Here is a 22,896-nt window from a genome sequence, read left to right on the forward strand (position 1 = left end):
GGGCTACCGCCGCCAGGACGGCGCGAGGCCCTCGCGCATTGCCAGCCGCCGCAGTGGGCCGAAGGCGCCGAGCAGATGCAGGCCGGCGGCACGCGCCGTCTGCACGCCGAGGAAATCGCTGAGCAGCGACCGGTTGGCGATGTCGATCGCCCAGGTCCGGCTGGCAACATCGAGCCGCCGTGCCGCCTGGTAGCGCGACAGCACGTTCGGCGCGCCGGGATCCTCGCCACGGCCGATTGCCTGGCCCGTGATCTCGGCGATATCGGCGGCATCGCGCAGCCCCATGTTGAGCCCCTGCGCGCCGATCGGCGGCAGCACATGGGCGGATTCGCCGACCAGCGCGATCCGGTCCTTGGCGAATTGCCGGGGCCGCTCGATGGCGAGCGGAAACACGTGGCGGCCGCCCTGGACCTCGACGCGGCCGAGAATCGAATGCGACTGTCGCTCGGCCGCTTCGGACAACTCGTCATCGCCAAGCGCCTTCAGCCGCTCGGCCTCCTTGGGCGCCGAGACCCAGACCACGCTGCTGCGGTTGCCGCTCAGCGGCACGAACACGCAGGGGCCATGCTCGGTGTGAAACTCGGTCGAGATGTTGTTGTGCGGCCGGCTGTGGCTGATGTTGAAGGTGAGGGCGGATTGGCCGAGCTCGCGGCTGACCACCTCGATGCCGGCGGCCTCGCGCGAGAGTGAATTGCGGCCGTCGGCGCCGACCACGAGCCGGGCCGATAACGTCTGGCCCTGCCGCGTCGCCACGGTGACCGCGGCATCATCCGGCTGCACCGAGGCAGCCTCGTCGTCGAACCGGGTCAGCGCGGCCATCTCGCCGGCACGGTCCTCGAGCGCCGCCACCAGCGAGCGGTTGTCGATGTTGAAGCCGAACTGCTCGCGGCCGATCTCGTCGGAGGAGAACCGCACCTCCGGCGCGCGGATCAGGCGGCCGGTGTCGTCGACGAGGCGCATGGTCTTGAGCGCGGCAGCCTTGTCGCTGCAGCGCCGCCAGACGTCGAGCCGCTCCAGGATCTCGGTCGAGGCGCCAAGCAGCGCGGTGGTCCGGTTGTCGGCATAGGGGGCGCGGCGCGCCAACAGCGCGGTACGCGCGCCGGCGTCGGCGAGGGCAATCGCAGCCGTCAATCCGGCCGGACCACCGCCTATTACGATAACGTCATAATCCTGCGAGCTGTCGGTCATATCAGCACATTTGACATGCCTGGCCCGATTTTCAAGCCATCGGTAACCACCAAGCGTCTCCAACGATCTGCGCGGCGGAACGCCGCAAGACTGCATATGCAAAGGTGGCCGATTCCTGATAGCACTTCGGCCGATGGAGCACTCGAGCCAGCCGGATGCGTTGCCAGAACGGATGCGGACCGCCGCATTCTCCGTTCATATCTTCACGGCACTCGGCGCCGGGGTCGCGCTGCTGGCGATGCTGGAGGCGGTTCGCGAGCACTGGGCCAACATGTTCGCCTGGCTCGGGGTCGCACTGATCATCGACGGGATCGACGGCCCGCTGGCGCGCCGGCTCGACGTGGTACGGCTGCAGCCGAACTGGTCGGGCGAGGTGCTCGACCTGGTGGTTGATTTCGTCACCTATGTGTTCGTGCCGGCCTATGCGATCACCGCGAGCGGCATGTTGCTGCCGCTGGCCGCGCCGGTGCTCGGTATCGGCATCGTGGTGTCCAGTGCGCTGTATTTCGCCGACCGCCGCATGAAGGCCGACGACAACCATTTCCGCGGCTTCCCGGCGCTGTGGAATGCGGCGGCGTTCTATCTGTTCCTGCTGCATCTGCCGCCGGTGCTGTCGACGATCGTGGTCGCGCTCCTGATCGTGCTGACCTTTGCGCCGTTCCATGTGCTGCACCCGTTCCGTGTGGTGCGGCTGCGCTGGCTGACGCTGTGGCTGCTTGGCGCCTGGGCGCTGCTCGGCATGTACACGCTCGCCAACGATTTCGTGGTCGGAGCCCCGATCACCTTCGGCCTCTGCGCCATCGCGGTCTACATCGTCGGCAGCGACACCCTGATCCGCCGGATGAAGGCCTTCAGAGCATGATGCAATTGATCACCAGCCCGGAAGCCTGGGCGGCGCTGCTGACCCTGACTGCGCTCGAGATCGTGCTCGGCATAGACAACGTCATCTTCCTGTCGGTGCTGGTCTCGCGGATTCCGCAGCCGCAGGCCAACCGCGCGCGGCAGATCGGCCTGCTGCTGGCGCTGGTGTTCCGCATCATCCTGCTCAGCGTCCTGGTCTGGCTGATCGGGCTGACGCAGCCTGTGATCACCATCGAGAGTGTCGCGCTGTCGTGGCGCGATATCATCCTGATCGGCGGCGGCCTGTTCCTGATCGCCAAGGCGACCCACGAGATCCACGGCGAGGTCGAGGCGCGTGACGCCGAGGACAATGACAAGCCGAGCCCGAACGCGTTCTTCTGGGTGATCGTGCAGATCATCATCATCGACCTGGTGTTCTCGCTGGATTCAATCATCACCGCGATCGGCATGGCGCAGGACATCGAGATCATGATCGCGGCGGTCGTGATCGCCTGCGCGATCATGTACATCTCGTCGGGACCGGTGGCGCGGTTTGTCGCGGAGCATCCGACCACCAAGATGCTGGCACTGGCGTTCCTGGTGCTGATCGGCGTGGCACTGGTCGCCGACGGATTCAAATTCCACATCCCGCGCGGCTACATCTATTTCGCCATCGCATTCTCGGCGGCAGTCGAGATGTTCAACGTGCTGGCCAGGCGCAACCGCAACAAGCCGGCGGGCTAGTCCCCGGTTCCGGCCGCTTGGTTGACAAGCCGGCGCCGATGGCATTCGCTCGTTTGACGCCGAGATCTGAGGGAGCGACGATATGACCAAGGCTGTGCGGGTGCACAAGGTGGGGGGCCCCGAGGTCCTAACCTATGAGGACGTCGAGGTGGGGGCGCCGGGGACCGGCGAGGTCCGCATCCGCCAGCATGCGGTCGGGCTGAACTTCATCGACGTCTATTTCCGCACCGGCCTCTACAAGGCGCCCGGCCTGCCGTTCATCGCCGGCAACGAAGCCGCCGGCGAGGTCGTGGCCGTCGGTCCGGGGGTGACCAATTTCCACCCCGGCGATCGCGTTGCCTATTACTACAACCTCGGCGGTTACGCCTCAGAGCGCGTCATCCCGGCCGACAAGCTGGTCAAGCTGCCCGACCACATCACGTATGAGCAGGGCGCCGTGCTGATGCTCAAGGGGCTCACGGTCTGGTACCTCCTGCACAAGACCTTCAAGGTCGAGCAGGGCCATCGGGTGTTGATCCACGCCGCGGCCGGCGGCATCGGGCTGCTGGCCTGCCAGTGGGCCCACGCGCTCGGCGCGCATGTCATCGGCACCGTCGGCTCGAAGGCGAAGGCCGATATCGCGCTCGCCAATGGCTGCGACCACGTCATCCTCTACAACGAGGAGAATTTCGTCGAACGCGTCAAGCAGATCAGCCGCGGCGAGCTCTGCGATGTCGTCTATGACGGCGTCGGCAAGACCACGTTCCCGGGATCGCTGTCGTGCCTGCGGCCACGCGGCCTGTTCGTCTCGTTCGGCAACGCCTCCGGGCCGGTGCCGCCGTTCCCGCTCGCTGAGCTGAACAACCACGGCTCGCTGTTCGCGACGCGGCCGAAGCTCAACGACTATGTCGGCACCCGCAAGGAATTGCTTGAAGGCGCCGACACGCTGTTCGCCGCCGTGATCAACGGCAAGCTGCACGTGCCGATCAACCACGCCTATGCGCTCAAGGACGTCGCCAAGGCGCATATCGATCTGGAGAGCCGGGCGACCACGGGTGCGGCGATTCTGCGGCCGTAAGTCTCGCCGTCATTGCGAGCCACCCGGTCGGCGCAAAGCGCCGCCGGATGACAGGCTCCGCGAAGCAATCCACCTCTCCACCCGGGGACAGGTGGATTGCTTCGTCGCTTCGCTCCTCGCAATGACGGAGTGGACGGCTACGCCACCCGCCGCGCCGCACCGACCTTCGTCAGCACCCCATCCAGACAATCAATCATCGCGGAAATCTCCTCCCGCGTCACGTTGAGCGCCGGCATGAAGCGCAGCGTGTCCGGCTGCGGGGAGTTGACCAGCACGCCGGCCGCGAACGCCTCGGCGACGACGGCCGCGCCGATCGGTATCTTGAGATCGAGCGCCAGCAGCAGGCCGCGGCCTCTGATCTCGCCGAGCCCGTGCCGCGCCGACAATCGCTGCAATTCACGCTCGAGCAGCAGGCCGGTGTCGGTGACCGACTTCAGGAAATCGGGCCGGCCGATCTGATCGAGCACCACAAGCCCGGCGGCGCACATCAGGGGATTGCCGTTGAAGGTGCCGCCCTGATCGCCGTGATCGAAGCAGGAGGCATGCTCGGTCGCAAGCAGCGCTGCGAGCGGCACGCCGCCGCCGATGCCCTTGCCGAGCGTCATGATGTCGGGCTCGATTCCGGCGTGCTCATAGCCAAACAGCTTTCCGGTCCGGCCCATGCCGGTCTGGATCTCGTCGACGATCAGCAGCAGGCCACGCTGCTGGGTCACCGCCCGCAACTCTTGCAGGAACGCGTCGGTCGCAGGCCACACGCCGGCTTCGCCCTGGATCGGCTCCAGCATGACCGCGACCGTCGATGACGTGATCAGCTGCCGCACCGACTCGATGTCGTTCAGCCGCGCCTTCCGGAAGCCCGAAACCTTCGGCTCGAACAGCGGCTCGAACGCCTTCTTGCCCGAGGCCGACATGGTCGCGAGCGTCCGGCCGTGGAAGCCGCCTTCGAAGGTGATGATCTCGTGCGCGCCGTTCTTGTACTTGGCGCCGTATTTGCGCGCGAGCTTGATCGCGCCTTCATTGGCCTCCGCGCCGGAATTGGCGAAGAACACCTGATCGAAGCAGCTCTTGTCGACCAGCGCCTTTGCCAGCTTCAGGCTCTGCTCGTTGTAGAACGCCGGGCTCGGCGTGAGCAGCCGCCTGGCCTGCGCGGCCAGCGCGTCGGCAACGATGACCGGCGAGTGGCCGAGCGGATTGACGGCCCAGCCCTGCACGAAATCGAGATAGCGGTTGCGGTTGGCGTCCCACAAATACGAGCCGGCGCCGCGCACGAAGACGACCTCGGGGCGAGCGGTGATGTCCATCAGCGCATCGAACGGATGGGTAGCGTTGGTCATGTCGATCTCCTCTGGGGTCGGTGTGGGAAAGGGCAGGCCGAAAAAGCGAGAAGGCCGCGCTTTGCGGGCGCGGCCTTCTCGAAAACCTTGGCTGATTTAGCTAATCAGCGGTGGCGTCGGACACGGCGCAGCCCAGCATCGTCGCGGGTGCGACGACGGTTGATGGCGCGGCGGTGGGTCCGGTTCAGCTTCATGGCGCAGGGCCATACAGCCGAACGGCCGGTGGTGTCAAGCGGGAGGCGATATCGCGCGCGAGTCGCTCGCGGAGCGTGTTAGACTGCGACGTGGCAATCCTGGAGGTGGCGCCGTGATCAAGCTGCTGATCGAACGAGACCTTCCGGCCAATTTCGACGTAACGGACGATGCGCAAGCGGCGCGTCACGCGCGGATTGCGCTGGACGCTATCAACGCGACGCAGGGCAAGATGCATTGGCTGTGCACCTATGCGACCGACGACCGCAAGCTGTTCGGTCTCGTCGTGGTCGAGAGCGAGGCGGTCATCGATGCCTATGTGCGCAACGCAGGCATCGGCACTTCGGTCCGTATCCATCGCGTGCTTCGCACGCTGGACCCGGCGCTGGCCGCGCCGCCGCCGACCAACTAGCGCTTCATCACAGCGATTTTGACTCTTTGGGTGTTGCTGGATAGGCGCGGCGGAGTTTGCCGGAGGGACGCCATGTATAGTCTCGATATCATTCGGCCCGCGATCGTGTTGGCGTTGTTCACGCTGGCGGTTTTGCTGCTTATGGGGATCAGGAGGGGCCTGTCCAAGGAGACAACCGCAGACGACTACCGGTTCGGCGAATCGCATCGGGTTCCGCCTTCGGTCAGCGTCATCAACCGCAACTATATGAACCTGCTGGAATTACCGGTACTGTTCTACACGATCAGTCTCCTGATCCTTATCCTCCAGAGGTCCGACACCGTTTTTGTGAGGCTGGCCTGGACCTATGTTGCGCTGCGCATTGTTCACAGCGCTGTCCATCTGACGTACAACCGGGTACTTCACCGGTTGCTGATTTTCGTGGCGAGCAATGTCGTGCTCGTCATCATGTGGCTTCGCATCCTGTTCATGACCTGGTGAAGACAATCGACCGTCCTACTCACTGCAAGTGGCGGCTGCCTGCTCGGCTGCTCTTGCCTCAGCGGCGGCTGAGCGCGGCTTCGTCTCCGTATCTCAACCCGAACGCCTGCCGATCCTCCAATGGCTCGGTATCAAAACGTCAAAAATACTGTGATGAACCACCAGGCGGCGTTAGAATCCCGCGACGCTGCCGTGCAGGTCGTATTCGTCGGCGCGCTCGATCTTGGCGGTGACGATCTCGCCGACCTTGAGCGGGCGGCGGCTGGTGAGATAGACGGCGCCGTCGATCTCGGGCGCATCGGCCTTTGAACGACCTTTCGCGACCGTCGGGCCGACCTCGTCGATGATCACCTGCTGCCGGGTGCCGACCTTGCGCTTCAGGCGCTTTGCCGAAATCTTCTGCTGCCGCGCCATCAGCGCATTCCAGCGCTCCTGCTTGACCTCGTCGGGCACGGCATTGCCGATGGCATTTGACGCAGCGCCGGCAACCGGCTCGTATTTGAAGCAGCCGAGACGGTCGATCTCCGCTTCATCGAGCCAGTCGAGCAGATAGGCAAAATCGGAATCGGTCTCGCCGGGGAAGCCGACGATGAAGGTCGAGCGCAGCGTCAGCTCCGGGCATTGCTCGCGCCACTTCTGGATCCGCGCCAGCGTCTTCTCCTGGGCGGCCGGGCGCTTCATCGCTCGCAGCACGTCGGGGCTCGCATGCTGGAACGGGATGTCGAGATAGGGCAGCACCTTGCCCTCGGTCATCAGGCCGATGACCTCGTCGACATGCGGGTAGGGGTAGACATATTGCAGCCGCACCCAGGCGCCGAGCTCGCCGAGCTCCTTGGCAAGATCGAAGAATTTTGCGCGCACGCTGCGATCCTGCCAGGGGCTCTCGGCGTATTTCAGATCGACGCCATAGGCCGAGGTGTCCTGCGAGATGACGAGCAATTCCTTGACGCCGGCCTTCACCAGCTTCTCGGCCTCGCGCAGCACGTCGTTGGCCGGCCGCGACACCAGATCGCCGCGCAGCTTCGGGATGATGCAGAAGCTGCAACGGTTGTTGCAGCCCTCGGAAATCTTCAAGTAAGCGTAGTGGCGCGGCGTCAGCTTGACGCCCTGCGGCGGTACCAGGTCGAGATGCGGGTTGTGCGCCGGCGGCAGCGCGCGATGCACGGCGTCCAGCACGCTCTCATATTGCTGGGGTCCGGTGATCGAGAGCACGCCGGGATAGGCCGCCTCGATCTGCTCCGGCTCGGCGCCCATGCAGCCGGTGACGATGACCTTGCCGTTCTCGGCCATGGCCTCGCCGATCGCCGCGAGCGATTCCTGCTTGGCGCTGTCGAGGAAGCCGCAGGTGTTGACGATGACGATGTCGGCGCCATCATGCTTGCGCGCCAGCTCGTAGCCTTCCGCGCGCAGCCGGGTGATGATGCGCTCGGAATCGACCAGCGCCTTGGGGCACCCCAAGGACACAAAGCTCACTTTCGGCGTAGCGGCCTCTTGCATATCTCTGAATCTGCCTGATTGATGGGCAGGAGCTAGTCCCAATTGCCGAGAATTACAACCCTTTCCGCGCCGTCCCGGCGTGATATGGATGGTTCTTGGCGGGCTTTAAGAGAGCGTTTTCGAGCGAAGTGGATACCGGTTCGCGTGAAGAAAACGCGTCCGAGCAAAAGGATGAAAGCATAATGCGATCCAATTGGATCGTATTATGCTAGGTGGTCGATGAGCGCTGAATCGTCTCCCAAGATCGTCATAGTCGACGAGAGCCCGATCCGTGCGGCTATCCTCGAGGAGGGACTGCGGGAGGCCGGCTATACGGACGTGGTCCATATCAGCGAGATGCAGAGCCTGCTCGCGCGGATCTATGCGCTCGATCCCGACATCATCGTCATCGACCTTGAGAACCCCAGCCGCGACGTGCTGGAACAAATGTTCCAGGTCAGCCGCGCCGTCCGCCGCCCGATCGCGATGTTCGTCGACCAGAGCGACGCCGCCTCGATCCAGGCCTCGGTGGAGGCGGGCGTCTCCGCCTACATCGTCGACGGCCTCAAGAAGGAGCGGATGAAGCCGATCCTCGATCTCTGCGTCTCCCGCTTTAACGCCTTCTCCAAATTGCAGGACGAGCTCGACCGCACCAAGCATGCGCTGGAGGAGCGCAAGGTGATCGACCGCGCGAAGGGCATCCTGATGAAGGTGAAGGGGCTGACCGAGGAAGAGGCCTATGTGCTGATGCGCTCGACCGCGATGCGCGAGAAAAAGAAGATCGGGGAGATCGCGCAATCGATCCTGACGGCGTCGGAGCTGTTGAAATGACCACACCCTTGCACATCGGATTCATTCCGCTGGTGGACGCTGCCGCCCTGATCGTCGCGACCGACAAGGGATTTGCCGCAGCCGAAGGCCTCGACGTCACGCTGGTGCGCGAAGTGTCGTGGTCGAACGTCCGCGACAAGCTCAATATCGGCCTGTTCGACGCGGCTCACCTGCTGGCGCCTGTGGCAATCGCCTCGAGCCTCGGGCTCGGCCACGTCAAGGTGCCGATCGCAGCACCCTTCAATCTCGGGCTCAACGGCAACGCCATCACCGTATCGCCGGCGCTGCACGCGGCGCTGCTGGAAGAGATCGACGGGGACCGCTTCGATCCGATGGCGACCTCGCGCGCGCTTGCCCGCGTCGTGGCCAAGCGGCGCAAGAGCGGGGCCGAGCCGTTGACGTTCGGCATGACCTTCCCGTTCTCGACCCACAATTATCAATTGCGGTTCTGGATGGCCGCCGGCGGCGTCGATCCCGACGAGGACGTCCAGCTCGTGGTGCTGCCGCCGCCCTACATGGTGGACAGTCTCGCCAACGGGCAGGTCGACGCGTTCTGCGTTGGCGCACCCTGGAATTCGATCGCGGTCGATCTCGGCGTCGGCCACATCCTGCACTTCGTCTCCGACATCCTGCTCAGCGCGGTGGAGAAGGTGCTGGCGGTGCGCCAGGGCTGGTCGGAGAAGAACGCCGACGTCGTGGCCGCGCTGGTGCGCGCGCATCTGCGCGCCGCGGAGTTCATCGAGCAGCCGGAAAACCGGCCCGAGGTCGCGCGCATCCTGGCGCAGCCCGAGCGGCTCGGCGTCGACGCCAGCGTCATCCAGCGCACGCTCGACGGCCGGCTGAAGATCTCGCCCGACGGCACCATGCGCGAAAGCAGTCGCTATCTGCTGGTCGGGCGCGAGGCGGCGGCGCGGCCGGACCCGGGGCAAGCGGCCTGGCTCTACGCGCAGATGGTTCGCTGGGGCCAGACACCGTACCGGCCGGAGGCACTGAAGGCAGCCATGGCGGTGTTCAGGCCGGACCTCTACGACGCCGCGGCCGGGCGCCCGACTGACACATCAAACGCCATCGGCGCGTTCGCCGGTCCGCCGTTCGATCCGAACGATGTTCCCGGCCATCTGGCGGCCTTCAAGATCGGGCGCTGGAAGCCCTGAGCGCGGTGCAGCGGCCGCGCCTCAGCGATCCACCTCCGGCTACTTTGCATGGGGTTGATTTCGAGATTTTCGGTAATTGCGGGACCGGCGCGGGTTCCCGACGCCTCGAATTGCAACGAATAAGATTCTCGGGCCAGCGTACGAGAAAGAATTTTCCTCTCGGAACCGTGTTCCCGAAGGCGGCGGCATCGCTATTTTTTCCGCCCGCTTGAATCCGGGCGCGAACGCTATTCCATATGCCCGAGAATGGGGCGTTGGAGATCGACCATGCGCGAGCTATCGGCGGAAGCCCGCCTGCACTTTTACGCGCGACAAATTTCAAGGAAGTCCGGGATCGGAATTCACACTGCGGCGCTCTACAGCGCCTTTGCGGTGATCGGGGCGATCGTGTTCGGCACGCTGTCCGTCCACCCGTTCTGAGCTACGCAGAGAATTGAAAAGCCGCCGTCTGGTGGCCTCAGGCGGCGGCTTTGTGTTGGTTGGATGCTGACGGATCAGTAGCCGTAGCCGCGACCATATCCATAGCCGTAGCCATATCCACCGCCGCAGGTGTTGCAGGTCGGCTGGACCGGCGCGTAGTAGGAATAGCCCGGCGAGACCATCTGCGTGCGTTCCTGGGTGGCGTATTGCGGCGCGATGCGCTCATAGGCGACGCCTTCGGGCGCGACCATCACGGTCTTCGGCACCATCACGGTACGATACTGCGCCGGGGTGCGATGCGCAATGACGCGGCCCGGCGCAACCATCACGGTCTCCTGCACGGTGCGATACTGCGGCGGCACGGTCTGCACCTGATAGCAGGTCGTGCAGGGCTGGGGCGGCGGCGTATAGCAGCTGTAGCAGCCGGCAGAGGCCGCGCTGGTGAAGGCGGCCGTGGCCACCGCAGCAATTGCGAGGGAGAGGCTGGTGCGGAACATGCTTTCGTACCCAATTTCCTGAGAGGACAATCAAAGGCTCGGAAGCTGCACCTAGCAATCAAACGGCAAGTTTGGGTTTAAGAAGACTCTTAACGGAATCTAAAAGGGTCGGCGCGACGGCCGACCCTCTTCAATCGACGTGTTCGCGGCTCAGTGCGCGGTCTTGAACGGCGCGACCGTGATGCCGGCCTTGCTCAGCGCCTCGCGCAGGCCGCGCGCGATCTCGACGACGCCATGGGTGTCGCCATGGATGCAGACGGTATCGGTCTGCATCTTGATCACCTTGCCGGTGACCGAGACGACCGCGCCGTCCTGCACCATCCGCACCACGCGCTCGGCGATCGCCTTGGGATCGTGCAGCACCGCACCGGGCTTCTTGCGCGACACCAGATTGCCGTCGTCCTCGTAAGCGCGGTCGGCAAACACTTCATGCGCCATCCGCAGATTGGCGGCTTCGCCCGCGCGCACCAGCTTCGAGTTGGCGAGCACCACGAAGATGAGATTGCGGTCGACCGCCTTGATCGCATTGGCGATCGCCCGTGCGGTCATGTCGTCCTCGCAGGCGACGTTGGAGATCGCGCCGTGTGCCTTCACATGGGTGACCTTGTGGCCGGCCGCGGTTGCGATCGCCTGCAGGGCGCCGATCTGATAGGCGATCAGGTTCTCGATCTCGGAGGATGTCAGCCCCGGCATCGGGCGGCGGCCGAAACCATGCAGGTCGCGATACCCAGGATGGGCGCCGACGCTGACGCCGCGCGCCTTCGCGAGCTCGACCGTCTTGCGCATGATGTCGGCGTCGCCGGCATGGAAGCCGCAGGCGACGTTGACCGAGGTCGCAAGCTCGATCATCGCGGCATCATTGCCCATTTCCCAGGGGCCAAAACTTTCGCCGAGATCGCAATTGAGGTCGATGGTTGAAGTCATGACGATCGATCCGTTTGTTGTTCGTATTTGATTCAGGGTAGCGCAACTTGCCAGGTCGACACATCGACGGCGCTGACGGCCTGACCCGCGACATTCGCATCCCGCAGCGCCTCGATGTTGAGGCCGAAATCGTCGATGCCGCGGAGGCGATCGGACAGGGAATGCAGCAGCGTGTGGAACTTGATCGCCTCGGCCTGTGCTTCCGCCATCGTCACGGCCTTGAAGCGGAACGGCCGGCCGGCGGAGGTCTGCGCGAAGCGGCCAAGATCGGCCGTGATCACGGTTGCGATCTTCGGATAACCACCGCTGGTGCCGCGGTCCGGCATCAGCACGATCGGCTGGCCGTTGCCGGGCACCTGGATGCTGCCGTTGACGGTGCCGTCGGAGACGATGTTGTGGCCGTCGCGGTGCTTGATGACAGCCCCTTCGAGCCGGTAGCCCATGCGGTCGCTGGTGGCCGAGATCTTCCACTCGCTGTCGAGGAACAGCTGCTTGTTTTCCTCGGTGAACTCGTCGTCCTGCGGGCCGAACACGATGCGGATCGGCGCATCGGTAGCGGCCGGCAATTCGATGCGGCGCTCAGTGGCGCCGCTCGCAGCTTTCGTCTTCAACTCGTCGCCGCTTTGCAGTGGCCGCGGGTAGGGGCTGCCGAGCCCGGCCCGGGCGTTGACGGCGAGGCTGCCGAACATCGGCTCGCCCTCGATACCGTGCTCGATCGCGAGATAGCTGAACGAGCCGCCGCGTGCAAAGCCCAGATTGAGCGTCTCACCTTCGGCGAGCGTTGCCGAACTGTCGAAGGCGACCGGCCGGCCGCCGATATCAGCATTGCGCGATGCGCCGGCGAGCCCGATGCGCACGGCGCCGCCGCGCGCGGTGAAGGTGGCACCGAACGGGCCGATCTCGACCGCGGCGGCGAGCGGCTCATTGCCGACCAGCGTATTGGCGGCCGCGAGCGAAAGCCGGTCCATCGCGCCGCTCGGCGTCAGGCCGTAGCGTTGCGAGCCCGGACGTCCGCCGTCCTGCACCGAGCTTGCCGGGCCGATCGAGGTGACGACGAGCTTGCTCATGGCGTCACCAGTTCAGCGACGAACGCGCCCGCCTCGGCGGCGCGGTCCTGTTCGGCAAAGGTCTTGGCATCCACTGCCGTGAAGCTGACGGCATCGCCGGGCTCCAGCAGGAAGGTTGGGTCGCGATGCAATTGGTAGGTTCGCACCGGGGTACGGCCGAGCAGATGCCAGCCGCTCGGGCCGGCCAGGCACTGCACGCCGGTCTGGATGCCGCCGATCGAGATGGTGCCGGCCGGGGTCAGCAGCCGCGGGTCCTTGCGCCGGGGCAAATGGAGGGACTTGTCCAGCCCGCTGAGATAGGACCAGCCGGGCGTAAAGCCGATCATGGCGACGCGGTAATCGCCAGCGACATGGCGCGCGACGATTTCATCGGGCGTGGTCTGGAGCGCCTTCGCCACATCCTCGAGATCGATGCCGTGCTCGCCGCCATAGGTGATGGGGATCCGCCAGCGCCGCGTTCCGGCCTCAGACGGCGGTGCCTTGGCGGCGCGCGCCAGCAGCTGCTCGCCGAGCGCATCGAAGGTGATCTGCACGGGATCGTAATGCACCAGCAGCGACCGGTAGGTTGGCACGGTCTCGGTGATGCCGGCGATCGGCTCGGCGGCTATCACGCGGTCGAGCGCGAGCACCCGCCGGTTGGCGGCGTCATCGATGGTGCGGCTGAATTCCACCGTGATGGCGCTGTCGCCACTCGGCAAAAGGCGGGGAGGACTTAATGGTTCGGCCATCGGCTCAAGCAGATTGGATCAGCCATCAAGCTAGCGTGTTTCGATTCAAAACGGAATTCGCTTCGTGCAAAATGATCCAGCAACTTCAATAAATTAATCGGCATGCCGGCGATAAATCTGGATGATCGCAGGTTTTTTGCGCAGCCCTTGACGCAGGGCCTTCGCCCGGCAACATGCGCCGGTCTTTTCCTCCCATCGGAGCAAGCTTTCCAGATGTCACTGTCCGCAGAAGTGATCGCGACGCTGTCGCACGTGTCCACCGCCACCATCACCACGGTCCTGCTCAAGAAGGGCCTGCGCAACATCTGGATGCGCGGCACCAAGCCCTTGAAGCCCGGGCAGAAGCGGTTGGTCGGACCGGCCTTCACGCTGCGCTTCGTGCCGGCCCGCGAGGATCTGGCGACGCCGGAATCCTGGTCGTCGCCGATCTCGACCCGTACCGCGATCGAGGCGATGCCTCAGGGCTGCATTGCCGTGGTCGATGCCATGGGCATCACCGATGCCGGCATTTTCGGCGACATCCTCTGCGCCCGCATGGTCAAGCGCGGGGTGACGGCGCTGATCACCGATGGCGTGGTGCGGGACCTCGAGGGCGTGCTCGGCACCGGCCTGCCGGTGTGGTGCGACGGTTACGCGGCGCCGCCGTCGGTTGCAGGCCTGACCTTCGTCGGCTGGGGCGAACCGATCGGCTGCGGCGGCGTTGCCGTGTTTCCGAACGACGTGGTGGTGGCGGACCAGGACGGCGCGGTGCTGATCCCGCAGGCCTTCCTCGACCACGTGCTGGCCGAGGGACCCGAGCAGGAACGGATGGAAGCCTGGATCGTCAACGAGGTGAACAATGGCGCCCAGCTGCCCGGCCTCTATCCGATGAACGCCGAGACCAAGGCGCGCTACGCCGCAACCAAGAAATAACGTCAAGAGAGGGAGGTAACCCCATGGATATCCACGTTTCCGGCTCACGGCCGACCCGCCGCGCGCCGAAGGAAAACTTCACCGGCAGCGTGCTGCAGGACCCGATCAACATGGCGCCGGCGCCGGCCCGGCTGAATGCCTCGCGGGTGTCGTTCGAGCCCGGTGCGCGCACCGCCTGGCACACCCATCCGCTCGGGCAAACGCTGTACGTGATCTCAGGCATCGGCCGCGTGCAGGCCAAGGGCGGTCCGATCCGGGAAATCCGCCCCGGTGACGTCGTCTGGATCCCGCCGAACGAGAAGCACTGGCACGGCGCCTCGCCCGACAACAGCATGACCCATATCGCCATGCAGGAGGCGCTCGACGGCGTGTTCTCGACCTGGATGGAGCACGTCACCGACGAGGAATATAACGGCAAGCTCGGCTGAGGCGCTGTAGCAGGCCAAAGGAAAGCCCCGCGCACTGCGGGGCTTTTTTGTTGTTCGTATGCGTAGCCCGGATGGAGCGAGCGCAATCCGGGGCGATCTCTCCTGCGGTAATAATCCCGGATTTCGCGGCGCTCCATCCGGGCTACGATCTGAGCGTACTCAATTCACCCGCGTCCAGGTCTGGCCGCCGCAGAACATGCCGCCGAACGCGCAGCCCTGGACGCGTAGCGTGTCGGGGCTCTTCAGTGCGATGGTGGAATCATAGGTGCTGCCGCTGTTCGGATCGAAGATCCGGCCGCTCCATTTGTCCTTGCCCGGCTTCATGTTGATCAGCACCTGCTCGCCGTTGGCGTTCGATGTCTTGTCGACCGAGTAACCGCAGAGATTGGCGCCGCATTGCTCGATGCGGACCTTGCCTTCCTTCTCTTCGGTCAACCAGACGCCGAGCGGCGAGTTGGCTACTTGTACGGGGTTCGCTGCCGGCTTGGGTGCAGGCGATGCGGCGCCGACGGTGGGCGCTGAAGCGGGTTTTGCCGTCGGCGTCGCGCTTTGCTGCACAACTGGCGGAGCGGGTGGTGGCGGCGCTGCTGTGGTCGCTGCCGTGGCCGGAGGTGGCGTAACGCTCGTGTTCGCGGGCTCTGTCGTTGTTACTGGCGACGCCGGCGCCGTCGCCTGATCAACGGCCGCCGGAGAGGGCGCGGCAGCGGCCGCGGGTGGCGTGGCAGGCATGGACGGGGAATCCGTTTTGGCGTTCTTCGGAGCCGTCTCGCGCTTCTGCTCGGCGTCCCTGTGCTTGGCGCGCTTGGTGCTGCGGCCGGTATTGTCGTAGACGCCGGGGATCGAAACTGTTCCACGATCGGGATCGATACGAATGGTACGGCCGCCGTAATCGAACGTGTATTGCGCCTGCGCTGTCGCCGTGCTCGCCAGCACCAGCGTGGCGATCGCCAAAAGCTTTCTCATCTCGACCTCCAGTGCAGGGAATCCCGTTCGCAAGGCTATTTGGTGGCCGCCTCGCTGAACGTGCCCCAAATCACGGTCAGAACATGAGTCGTGTCCTCGCGCCCCAGGTTCAAATCACCGGATTGCGATCTGGTTTCAGGCCGCGCGCATCAATTTGCGGCACGCGAGCGGCAGACTTGACGCAGACTATTCAAACCACGCGGCATAGATCTTCGCGTAGCTGCCGTCTTCGCGTGCGATGTGGAGCCACTGGTCGACGAACGCCTTCAACGCGACGTCGCGCTGCATCCAATAGGCCTTTTCCGCGAAGTCGAACGGCTTGTCGGGATGCACGGCGCAGAGCACGCCGGGATGCAGCTTCTGCTGGTAGCGCGTCTCGGACGCGTCGGTCATCATCAGGTCGGCGTCACCCTTGGCGATCTCGTCGAAGATTTTGGTGTTGTCGTTGAAGACGCGGATGTCGGCGGCCTTCACGTTGGCGCGCGCAAAACGCTCGTTGGTGCCGCCGGGATTGACGATGACGCGGGTGCCGGGCTTATCGATCTCGGCGATCGTCTCAAACTTGTCTTTGTCGGCGCAGCGCGTGATCGGCGTCTTGCCCTCGCGCATGATCGGCGTCGAGAACAGGCCCTTCTTCTGCCGGTCGAAGGTGATGGAGACGCCGCCCATCGCGATGTCGAAATTGTCGGCCTCGAAATCCCTGGTCATCTGTGGCCACGATGTCGGAACGAACTCGACCTTGACGCCGAGCGCTTTGCCGAGCGATTGCGCCATGTCAACGTCGAAACCGCGAAACACGTTCGTTTCCTTGTCGAGCGCCGTGAAGGGCAGGTAGTCGCCGGTCATGCCGACGCGCAGCGTGCCGCGCTTGACGATCTCATCGAGCCGGGACGGCGCCGACTGTGCTTGCGCGGCAGAAACAAGCAAAGCGAGAGCGAGGCCGGCCAGCACGCGAAACATCAAGTTTTCTCCATCCGCTTTCTTGCGATGCCCGTGAGCACGTATCGCGTTTCAGGCCTCGTGGCGGTCCCTGCTTGCCTGAAGCGCGGCCGCCGTGCGGCTGACGATCTCGTGCTTGAACTGCTCGAAGCGCCGCCGCGCTTCGGCCTCGCGATCGTCGACGAATTTGATCGCGGCGTCCCTGTCCATCGGGCCGTTGACCAGCGGGGTCGATCCTTCGCCCACGGTTTCGTCGACATAATATTGGGCGCCGTCCTCGCGCACCGTCCAGCGGAAGCGCAGCGCGGCCATCGGGCCTGGTCCGGACTTTGAATAGCCATTGGCCTCGATCGGTTGGGGCGGCTGCATCGGCTCCGGCTCCGGCCCGCTCGGCTCGGGTTCGCTTGGCTCGGTCTCACTCGGCTCAGACTGTTCGACCAGCAGCTCGGGTTCCTCGATCGGCGGCGGCTCGTCCGTCGTCGGCTCGGCAGGCGCGGTCTCCACGGACACAGCCTCGACGGTAACGACCTCGACGGATGTTGGCAGAGGCGGTGGCATCGCTATCGAGACCGGTGGCTCCTCTGCAGGCTCAGGTGCGCTGTCCGCCGCTTTGTCGGACGACTTGGTGTCCGACGACTTGGACTTCTCGGGAGGCGTCGTCGTCTGATCGAGAATGCTCGCGATCGCGGCGAGCGCATTGTCGGTCGGGTCACTCACGGTTCGGTCTCCCAGGCATGACGCCGGCGGAATCGTGCCGGCGCCCTTCCTATCTACCTGATTGGACTGCCCTTTGTCGCGTCCGATCGAGCTAGGCACAAACTGGCGGTCGCCGGTCCTTCCAGGGACGAGCCTGTTCGAGCTGGCTGGCCAGGCGGAACAGCAGCCCTTCCTCGCCAAGCTTGGCCGCGAACATCATGCCGAGCGGCAGACCGGCCTTGTTCCAGGCCAGCGGCACCGACATTGCCGGCTGTCCGGACATGTTGAACATCGAGGTGCCCGGCATGTAGCGGCGCAGCACCGGCGCGATGTGGCTCAGGTCCTCGGACATCGTGTTCAGCTCGCCAATGCGAAGCGGTGGCGCGCACAGCGTCGGGCTGAGGAAGATGTCGCAGCCCTCGAAGAAGGTCGCGAGCCCGCGCGAGATCTGGAATGCCGCAAGTTGCGCGGCGACGTAGTCGGCGGGCGTCATCTTGACCGAATTCTGACCGCTGGCGAGCGTCAGCCGCTCGACATCGTCCGAGGTCAGCGTGCGCCCGACCCGCTGTTCGAGCAGGCGGATGGTCAGCGCCGTGTTGCCGCCGACGATTGTCGTCATGACCGCGGCCGGATCGGCGGCAAGCGGCGGCGCGCGCTCCTCGACATGGTGGCCGAGGCCGGCCAGCAGCTTGGCGATGTCGCGAACCGCCGCGGCGATCTCGGGATCAACAGCATCGCCATAGGGCGACTTGTCGGTGAAGCTGATGCGCAGATGGCCGGGGTCGCGGCCGACCTCCTGGGAAAACGGCCGCTCCGGCGCCGGCGCGACATAGAGGCTCGACGGCTCCGGACCATGGATCGCATCCATCATGACCGCGCTGTCGCGGACGCTGATACTCAGCACATGGCCGACGGAGAAGCCGCCCCAGCCTTCGCCGCGATCGGGCCCGCACGGGTTGCGGGCGCGCGTCGGCTTCATGCCGAACACGCCGGAGGCGGAAGCGGGGATCCGGATCGAGCCACCGCCATCGCTGGCATGCGCGACGGGCAGGATGCGCGCGGCGACCGCAGCCCCCGCGCCGCCGGACGAGCCGCCGGAGGAATGGTCGAGATTCCAGGGATTGCGGGTCGGGCCGAACAGGCGGGATTCCGTCGTCGGCATCAGGCCGAATTCCGGGCTCGCGCTCTTGCCGAAGATCGCAAGACCGGCATCGAGGAAACGCTGGGTCAGCGTACCGTTGTGATCGGCGACGAAGTCCTTCAACAGGCTGGCGCCCGACGTGGTGCGGGTGCCCTCGAGCAGATCGAGATCCTTCAGCAGGAACGGCACGCCGGTGAAGGGGCCGTCAGGCAATCCCTTGGCGATCTGGCGCTCGGCGTAGTCGTAATGCTTGACGACGACCGCGTTGATCTTCGGATCGACGGCGGCCGTGCGCGCGATCGCCTCGTCGAGCAGCTCCTTTGCGGTGACATCCCTCTTGCGGACGAGCTCGGCGAGACCGACCGCATCGTAGTTGCCGAATTCCTTGAAAGCCATGTGCATGCTCCGCATCGCCGGGCCGAGCTCGCGGGATCGGCCGCGGCGTAAACGAGGAAGGCTGAAAGCTCAGCCGAGGACGTCCTGGTTGATCACGTTCTGGCGCAGCGGATTGCCGTCCAGCACGCTCAGGATATTGCGCGCGGTCTGCTCGCTCATGCGATCGACGGCCTCGACGGTCACGCCCGCGACATGCGGCGCCAGGATCACATTCGGCAAAGCGTGCAGGGGCTGGCCGACCGGCGGAGGCTCGACCTCGAACACGTCGAGGCCGGCGCCGGCGAGCTTGCCCGACACCAGCGCGTCGTGCAGCGCCTTCTCGTCCACGATGCCGCCGCGGGCGGTGTTGATGAGATAGGAGGTCGGCTTCATCAGCCTGATCCGCGCGGCGTTGAACAGGCCGACCGTCTCGGGCGACTTCGGGCAGTGGATCGTGACGAAGTCCGCCCGCGGCAACGCTGCTTCGAGGCTCGGCACCGCCTCACAGCCGGCCGCGGTGATCTCGCCGGCCGCCTTGTAGGGATCGTACACCAGCACGTTCATTTCCATCGCGAGGCAGCGCTTGGCGGTGCGGGTGCCGATGCGGCCGAAGCCCACGATCAGGACCGTCTTGCCGTAGAGGTCGAACGGCAGCGCGCCGAGCCGGCTCGCCCAGGTGCCGTCCTTGACCATCGCGTGCATTTCGTTCGCGCGCTTGGCCAGCGTCAGCATCATGAACAAGGCGTGCTCGGCGACCGACGGCGAGTTCGCGGTGCCTGCGACCATCAGCGGCACCTTGCGGCGCGACAATGCCGGCACATCGACCGCGTCATAACCAACGCCGATCCTAGTCACCACCAGCATACCCTTGGACGCCTCCAGCTCCGCCTCGCCGAACCGGGTCGCGCCGAGCGCCACGCCATGGACCGGCGCATGCCGCTCCAGCATCGCCTGGAAGTCCTTGGCCGAGATCAGGTTGGGAAATTCGACGAGTTCTACATCATCCCGTTCATTGAGGAGCACCCGTGCCCCCGGCGACAGAGTCTGGGTGATGAAAATCTTCTTCTTGTTGGTAGCCATTTCCTGCCCTTGAGGTTTCTTGTGCGCCGTCAAAGCACGGCGCCGGTCACCTCGTTTAGCAAATGCATATTGTTGAGGTCCACAGCCAATCGGAGCGGGCTGCCATCCTGCGCGCCGGCATTGGGATTGACCCGGCCGCAGAGCTGGGAGCCTTCGAGCGTGAAGTAGACCAGCGTCTCCATGCCCATCGGCTCGGTGACGTCGAGCATCGCATCGAACGGCTCGATGCCGGGCTCGGCGTGCGGACGCGCCTCCATGACATGTTCGGGCCGCAGACCCAGCAGCAGCTTGTCGGTGCGGGAGAGGCCCTGGTAGCGGGCGGCGCGCGCCGGCGGCAGCGGGAACGAGAGCCGATCGGTCAGCCGCACATTGAGCTTGCCGCCGACGTCCTCGAGCCGGCACGGCACGAAGTTCATCGCGGGCGAGCCGATGAAGCTTGCGACGAACCGGGTCGCCGGCTTGTGATAGAGCTCGTTGGGCGTGCCGATCTGCTCGATCCTGCCGTGGTTCATCACCACCACGCGATCGGCCAGCGTCATCGCCTCGACCTGGTCGTGGGTGACGTAGACGGTCGTGGTGCGGACCTTCTGGTGCACCTTCTTGATCTCGATCCGCATCTGCACGCGCAGCTTGGCGTCGAGGTTGGACAGCGGCTCGTCGAACAGGAACACCTTCGGATTACGGACGATCGCGCGTCCCATCGCGACGCGCTGGCGCTGGCCGCCGGAGAGCTGCTTCGGCTTGCGGTCGATCAGATCGGTGATGTCGAGCATCCTGGCGGCTTCCGTCACCCGGCTCTTGATCTCGGCCTTGGGGTAGTGCTTCAGCCGAAGCCCGAACGACATGTTCTCGGCGACCGTCATGTGCGGATAGAGCGCGTAGTTCTGGAACACCATCGCGATGTCGCGGTCCTTCGGCGGCACATCGTTGACGACATCGCCGCCGATCATGATGTCGCCGTCGGAAATGTCCTCGAGGCCGGCGATCATCCGCAGCGTCGTCGACTTGCCGCAGCCGCTCGGCCCGACCAGCACCACGAACTCATGGTCGGCGATATCGAGGTCGATGCCGCGCACCGCCTCGACCTCGTCGTAACGCTTCACCACCTTGCGCAAACTGACGTCGGCCATGAATCCTACCCTTATCCTACCTTTGTCGCGTTCAACCCTTTGTCGCACCGGCGGTCAGGCCGGCAATGTAGTAGTCCATCAGGAAGGCGTAGATGATCAGCGGCGGCGCGGCGCCGAGCAGGGCGCCGGTCATGATCTGCCCCCAGTTGAAGACGTCGCCCTTGATCAGGGTCGTGATGATGCCGACCGGCAGCACCAGCTGATCGGTCGAGGTGGTGAACACCAGGGGATAGAGGAACTGGGCCCAGGAGACGGTGAAGGCAAAGATCGTCGCCGCGATCAGGCCGGGCAGGGCGACCGGGATGAAGATCCGGGTCAGGGTCTGGAACCAACTCGCGCCGTCGATGATCGCCGCCTCGTCGAGCTCCTTCGGGATCGAGGCGAAATAGCCGATCATGATCCAGGTGCAGAACGGCACCGTCAGCGTCGGATAGATGAACAGCAGCACGTACCAGCGATTGATAAGCTGGATGCCGGTCCAATCGCCGATCACCGCAAACATCTTGAACAACGGGATGAACAGCAGGCTGTCCGGAATGAGATAGGTGAGGAACACCCCGGTCGCGAGCGTGGCCGAGCCCCAGAACTTCATCCGCGCCAGCGCAAAGGCCGCCGGCACACTGATCAGCATCGTGATGGTGACGACGATGATCGAGACCCAGGCCGAATTCCAGAAGAAGCGCAGGAACTGATTGGAGGTCAGCAACTCAACGTAGTTGGAGAGCGTCGGATGATATACCCACCACGGGTTGGTCGCCGCGGAAATCTCCGCGCTGCTCTTCAGCGAAGTGATCAGCATGTAGAACGGCGGCACCAGCGAGAAGATCGCAAACAGCGTCAGGAAGAAATAGGACCAGCGCAGCGCCCAGGTCCGGTCGCGGCTCATGCTGCCGTATTTGATCTTGCGGGTTGGTCCGGACTTGTCGATCGTCACCGTGCTCATCAGGATTCATTCCCGCGTTTGGTGATGTCGCGCAGGATGAAGATCGCCGCGACCGCGAGGATCGGCACCATGAACAGCGAGACGCTGGCGCCGAGCGGAATGTCGCTGCCCTCGATGCCGACGCGGAACGCCCAGGTGGCGAAGATGTGGGTGTGGTCGAGTGGCCCGCCGGCGGTCAGGATGCGCACGATGTCGAAATTGGCGAAGGTCACGATCAGCGAGAACAGCGTCGTGATCGCGATGATGTTGCGCATCATCGGCAGGGTCACGTACCAGATACGCTGCCACCAATTGGCGCCGTCGATCGCGGCGGCTTCATAAAGCTGCTCGGGCACCGATTTCAGCGCCGCCAGATACATGATCATGAAGAACGGCGCGCCGTACCAGACGTTGACCAGGATCACCGAGAAACGCGCCCACATGGCGTCGCCGGTCCACGGGATCGGCCCGATGCCGAAGTACGCAAGCGTGTAATTGAAGGCGCTGTAGGACGGGTCGAACAGCCACAGCCAGGCCAGTGTGCTCATCGCCGGCGGGATCACCCATGGCACCAGCAGCATGCCGCGCCATTTGCGCTGCTTGTTGGCCGGCACGTTGTGCACGAAATGCGCGACGATGAAGCCGATCAGCGCCTTGAACACCACCGCCGAGATCGCGAAAATGCAGGACTGCTTGACCACCAGCCAGAAGGTCTCGCGCTTGAACAGGAACTCGAAGTTGCCAAGGCCGACGAACTTGGTCATCGCCTTGTTCAGCGTCGCCAGATGCAGCGAGTAGATGGCCGGATAGATCACCAGCACGCCGATCAGGAGGATCAACGGCAGCGCCATCAGGAACGCGGACATCGACTTGCGCCGCAGCGCGTTGCGCAGACCGGTGCGCCGTCGCCCAGCCGGGACTGCGGCTGTACGGTTGGATTGGAATGCGACGTCAACCATAACGCAG

The 22,896-nt window shown here is 64.8% G+C and carries 25 protein-coding genes; 10 read left to right on the forward strand and 15 right to left on the reverse strand.

Annotated elements, in window-relative coordinates; all coding sequences use genetic code 11:
* Nucleotides 1-3: 3 nt before the first annotated feature.
* Nucleotides 4-1,188, reverse strand: coding sequence for a UbiH/UbiF family hydroxylase (locus ACOIX3_RS20205; RefSeq protein WP_420971562.1), 1,185 nt, complete (start codon nt 1,186-1,188; stop codon nt 4-6).
* Nucleotides 1,189-1,321: 133 nt separating this feature from the next.
* On the opposite strand from ACOIX3_RS20205, the gene pcsA reads away from it, so the two are divergent.
* The 3 genes from pcsA to ACOIX3_RS20220 all read left to right on the forward strand — a co-directional run bounded on the left by pcsA (nt 1,322) and on the right by ACOIX3_RS20220 (nt 3,829).
* Nucleotides 1,322-2,050 carry a phosphatidylcholine synthase gene (pcsA, locus tag ACOIX3_RS20210; protein WP_298379892.1) on the forward strand — a complete coding sequence of 243 codons (729 nt, stop codon included), beginning with the start codon at nt 1,322-1,324 and terminating at the stop codon, nt 2,048-2,050.
* Nucleotides 2,047-2,772 carry a TerC family protein gene (locus ACOIX3_RS20215; protein WP_420971563.1) on the forward strand — a complete coding sequence of 242 codons (726 nt, stop codon included), beginning with the start codon at nt 2,047-2,049 and terminating at the stop codon, nt 2,770-2,772. The genes pcsA and ACOIX3_RS20215 overlap by 4 nt, the downstream gene beginning before the upstream one ends.
* A gap of 82 nt (nt 2,773-2,854) precedes the next feature.
* Entirely contained in the window at nt 2,855-3,829 is a 975-nt protein-coding gene (locus tag ACOIX3_RS20220; RefSeq protein ID WP_092114426.1) for a quinone oxidoreductase family protein, read from the forward strand.
* A gap of 137 nt (nt 3,830-3,966) precedes the next feature.
* Here ACOIX3_RS20220 and ACOIX3_RS20225 read toward each other — a convergent pair whose 3' ends face one another.
* Entirely contained in the window at nt 3,967-5,163 is a 1,197-nt protein-coding gene (locus ACOIX3_RS20225; protein WP_420971564.1) for an acetylornithine transaminase, read from the reverse strand.
* A 307-nt stretch (nt 5,164-5,470) separates the two neighbouring features.
* Between ACOIX3_RS20225 and ACOIX3_RS20230 the strand changes: the two genes are divergently transcribed.
* Both ACOIX3_RS20230 and ACOIX3_RS20235 read left to right on the forward strand, forming a co-directional pair.
* The gene (locus tag ACOIX3_RS20230) at nt 5,471-5,767 is read left to right on the forward strand and encodes a hypothetical protein (protein WP_420971565.1); all 297 of its coding nucleotides are present in this window, start codon (nt 5,471-5,473) and stop codon (nt 5,765-5,767) included.
* A 72-nt stretch (nt 5,768-5,839) separates the two neighbouring features.
* Nucleotides 5,840-6,247, forward strand: coding sequence for an MAPEG family protein (locus ACOIX3_RS20235; RefSeq protein WP_420971566.1), 408 nt, complete (start codon nt 5,840-5,842; stop codon nt 6,245-6,247).
* Between the two features lie 171 nt (nt 6,248-6,418).
* Here the strand turns inward: ACOIX3_RS20235 and rimO are convergent, their stop codons facing one another.
* A complete protein-coding gene (gene rimO, locus ACOIX3_RS20240; protein ID WP_420971567.1) occupies nt 6,419-7,744 on the reverse strand; it encodes a 30S ribosomal protein S12 methylthiotransferase RimO in 1,326 nt (441 codons plus the stop codon).
* Between the two features lie 219 nt (nt 7,745-7,963).
* On the opposite strand from rimO, the gene ACOIX3_RS20245 reads away from it, so the two are divergent.
* From ACOIX3_RS20245 to ACOIX3_RS20255, 3 genes are all read left to right on the forward strand, one after another.
* Nucleotides 7,964-8,554, forward strand: coding sequence for an ANTAR domain-containing response regulator (locus ACOIX3_RS20245; RefSeq protein WP_420971568.1), 591 nt, complete (start codon nt 7,964-7,966; stop codon nt 8,552-8,554).
* Complete coding sequence (locus ACOIX3_RS20250) at nt 8,551-9,708, forward strand: CmpA/NrtA family ABC transporter substrate-binding protein (RefSeq protein WP_420971569.1); 1,158 nt, start codon at nt 8,551-8,553, stop codon at nt 9,706-9,708. Before ACOIX3_RS20245 ends, ACOIX3_RS20250 begins: the two co-directional genes overlap by 4 nt.
* Nucleotides 9,709-9,975: 267 nt before the next feature.
* A complete protein-coding gene (locus ACOIX3_RS20255; RefSeq protein ID WP_420971570.1) occupies nt 9,976-10,128 on the forward strand; it encodes a hypothetical protein in 153 nt (50 codons plus the stop codon).
* 74 nt (nt 10,129-10,202) lie between these two features.
* Here ACOIX3_RS20255 and ACOIX3_RS20260 read toward each other — a convergent pair whose 3' ends face one another.
* From ACOIX3_RS20260 to pxpB, 4 genes are all read right to left on the reverse strand, one after another.
* Nucleotides 10,203-10,625, reverse strand: a complete 423-nt coding sequence (locus ACOIX3_RS20260; protein WP_420971571.1) for a hypothetical protein — start codon at nt 10,623-10,625, stop codon at nt 10,203-10,205.
* Nucleotides 10,626-10,775: 150 nt separating this feature from the next.
* A complete protein-coding gene (locus ACOIX3_RS20265; protein WP_420971572.1) occupies nt 10,776-11,549 on the reverse strand; it encodes a LamB/YcsF family protein in 774 nt (257 codons plus the stop codon).
* Nucleotides 11,550-11,581: 32 nt separating this feature from the next.
* Nucleotides 11,582-12,616: a biotin-dependent carboxyltransferase family protein gene (locus ACOIX3_RS20270; RefSeq protein WP_420971573.1), complete on the reverse strand. Its 1,035-nt coding sequence runs from the start codon at nt 12,614-12,616 to the stop codon at nt 11,582-11,584.
* Nucleotides 12,613-13,344 (reverse strand): 5-oxoprolinase subunit PxpB, encoded by a 732-nt coding sequence (pxpB, locus tag ACOIX3_RS20275; RefSeq protein ID WP_420971574.1) that lies wholly within the window; start codon nt 13,342-13,344, stop codon nt 12,613-12,615. Before pxpB ends, ACOIX3_RS20270 begins: the two co-directional genes overlap by 4 nt.
* A 213-nt stretch (nt 13,345-13,557) precedes the next feature.
* Here pxpB and ACOIX3_RS20280 point away from each other — a divergent pair, with 213 nt between their 5' ends.
* Complete coding sequence (locus ACOIX3_RS20280; protein ID WP_420971575.1) at nt 13,558-14,256, forward strand: ribonuclease activity regulator RraA; 699 nt, start codon at nt 13,558-13,560, stop codon at nt 14,254-14,256.
* Between the two features lie 23 nt (nt 14,257-14,279).
* A complete protein-coding gene (locus ACOIX3_RS20285) occupies nt 14,280-14,684 on the forward strand; it encodes a (R)-mandelonitrile lyase (RefSeq protein ID WP_166205030.1) in 405 nt (134 codons plus the stop codon).
* Between the two features lie 159 nt (nt 14,685-14,843).
* Here ACOIX3_RS20285 and ACOIX3_RS20290 read toward each other — a convergent pair whose 3' ends face one another.
* The 8 genes from ACOIX3_RS20290 to ACOIX3_RS20325 all read right to left on the reverse strand — a co-directional run bounded on the left by ACOIX3_RS20290 (nt 14,844) and on the right by ACOIX3_RS20325 (nt 22,889).
* Nucleotides 14,844-15,647, reverse strand: a complete 804-nt coding sequence (locus ACOIX3_RS20290) for a DUF2147 domain-containing protein (RefSeq protein ID WP_420971576.1) — start codon at nt 15,645-15,647, stop codon at nt 14,844-14,846.
* Nucleotides 15,648-15,833: 186 nt separating this feature from the next.
* Complete coding sequence (locus ACOIX3_RS20295) at nt 15,834-16,607, reverse strand: transporter substrate-binding domain-containing protein (protein ID WP_420971577.1); 774 nt, start codon at nt 16,605-16,607, stop codon at nt 15,834-15,836.
* 51 nt (nt 16,608-16,658) lie between these two features.
* Nucleotides 16,659-17,303 (reverse strand): hypothetical protein, encoded by a 645-nt coding sequence (locus tag ACOIX3_RS20300; protein ID WP_420971578.1) that lies wholly within the window; start codon nt 17,301-17,303, stop codon nt 16,659-16,661.
* Nucleotides 17,304-17,394: 91 nt separating this feature from the next.
* Nucleotides 17,395-18,819: an amidase gene (locus ACOIX3_RS20305; protein ID WP_420971579.1), complete on the reverse strand. Its 1,425-nt coding sequence runs from the start codon at nt 18,817-18,819 to the stop codon at nt 17,395-17,397.
* A 69-nt stretch (nt 18,820-18,888) separates the two neighbouring features.
* Nucleotides 18,889-19,878, reverse strand: a complete 990-nt coding sequence (locus tag ACOIX3_RS20310) for a hydroxyacid dehydrogenase (protein WP_420971580.1) — start codon at nt 19,876-19,878, stop codon at nt 18,889-18,891.
* 29 nt (nt 19,879-19,907) lie between these two features.
* Entirely contained in the window at nt 19,908-21,008 is a 1,101-nt protein-coding gene (locus tag ACOIX3_RS20315) for an ABC transporter ATP-binding protein (protein WP_420971581.1), read from the reverse strand.
* A 31-nt stretch (nt 21,009-21,039) separates the two neighbouring features.
* Nucleotides 21,040-21,951: a carbohydrate ABC transporter permease gene (locus ACOIX3_RS20320; RefSeq protein ID WP_420971582.1), complete on the reverse strand. Its 912-nt coding sequence runs from the start codon at nt 21,949-21,951 to the stop codon at nt 21,040-21,042.
* Nucleotides 21,951-22,889, reverse strand: a complete 939-nt coding sequence (locus ACOIX3_RS20325; RefSeq protein WP_420971583.1) for a carbohydrate ABC transporter permease — start codon at nt 22,887-22,889, stop codon at nt 21,951-21,953. The genes ACOIX3_RS20320 and ACOIX3_RS20325 overlap by 1 nt, the downstream gene beginning before the upstream one ends.
* Between the last annotated feature and the right edge of the window lie 7 nt (nt 22,890-22,896).

The sequence above is a fragment of the Bradyrhizobium sp. B120 genome, assembly GCF_049075665.1.
Classification (GTDB): Bacteria; Pseudomonadota; Alphaproteobacteria; order Rhizobiales; family Xanthobacteraceae; genus Bradyrhizobium.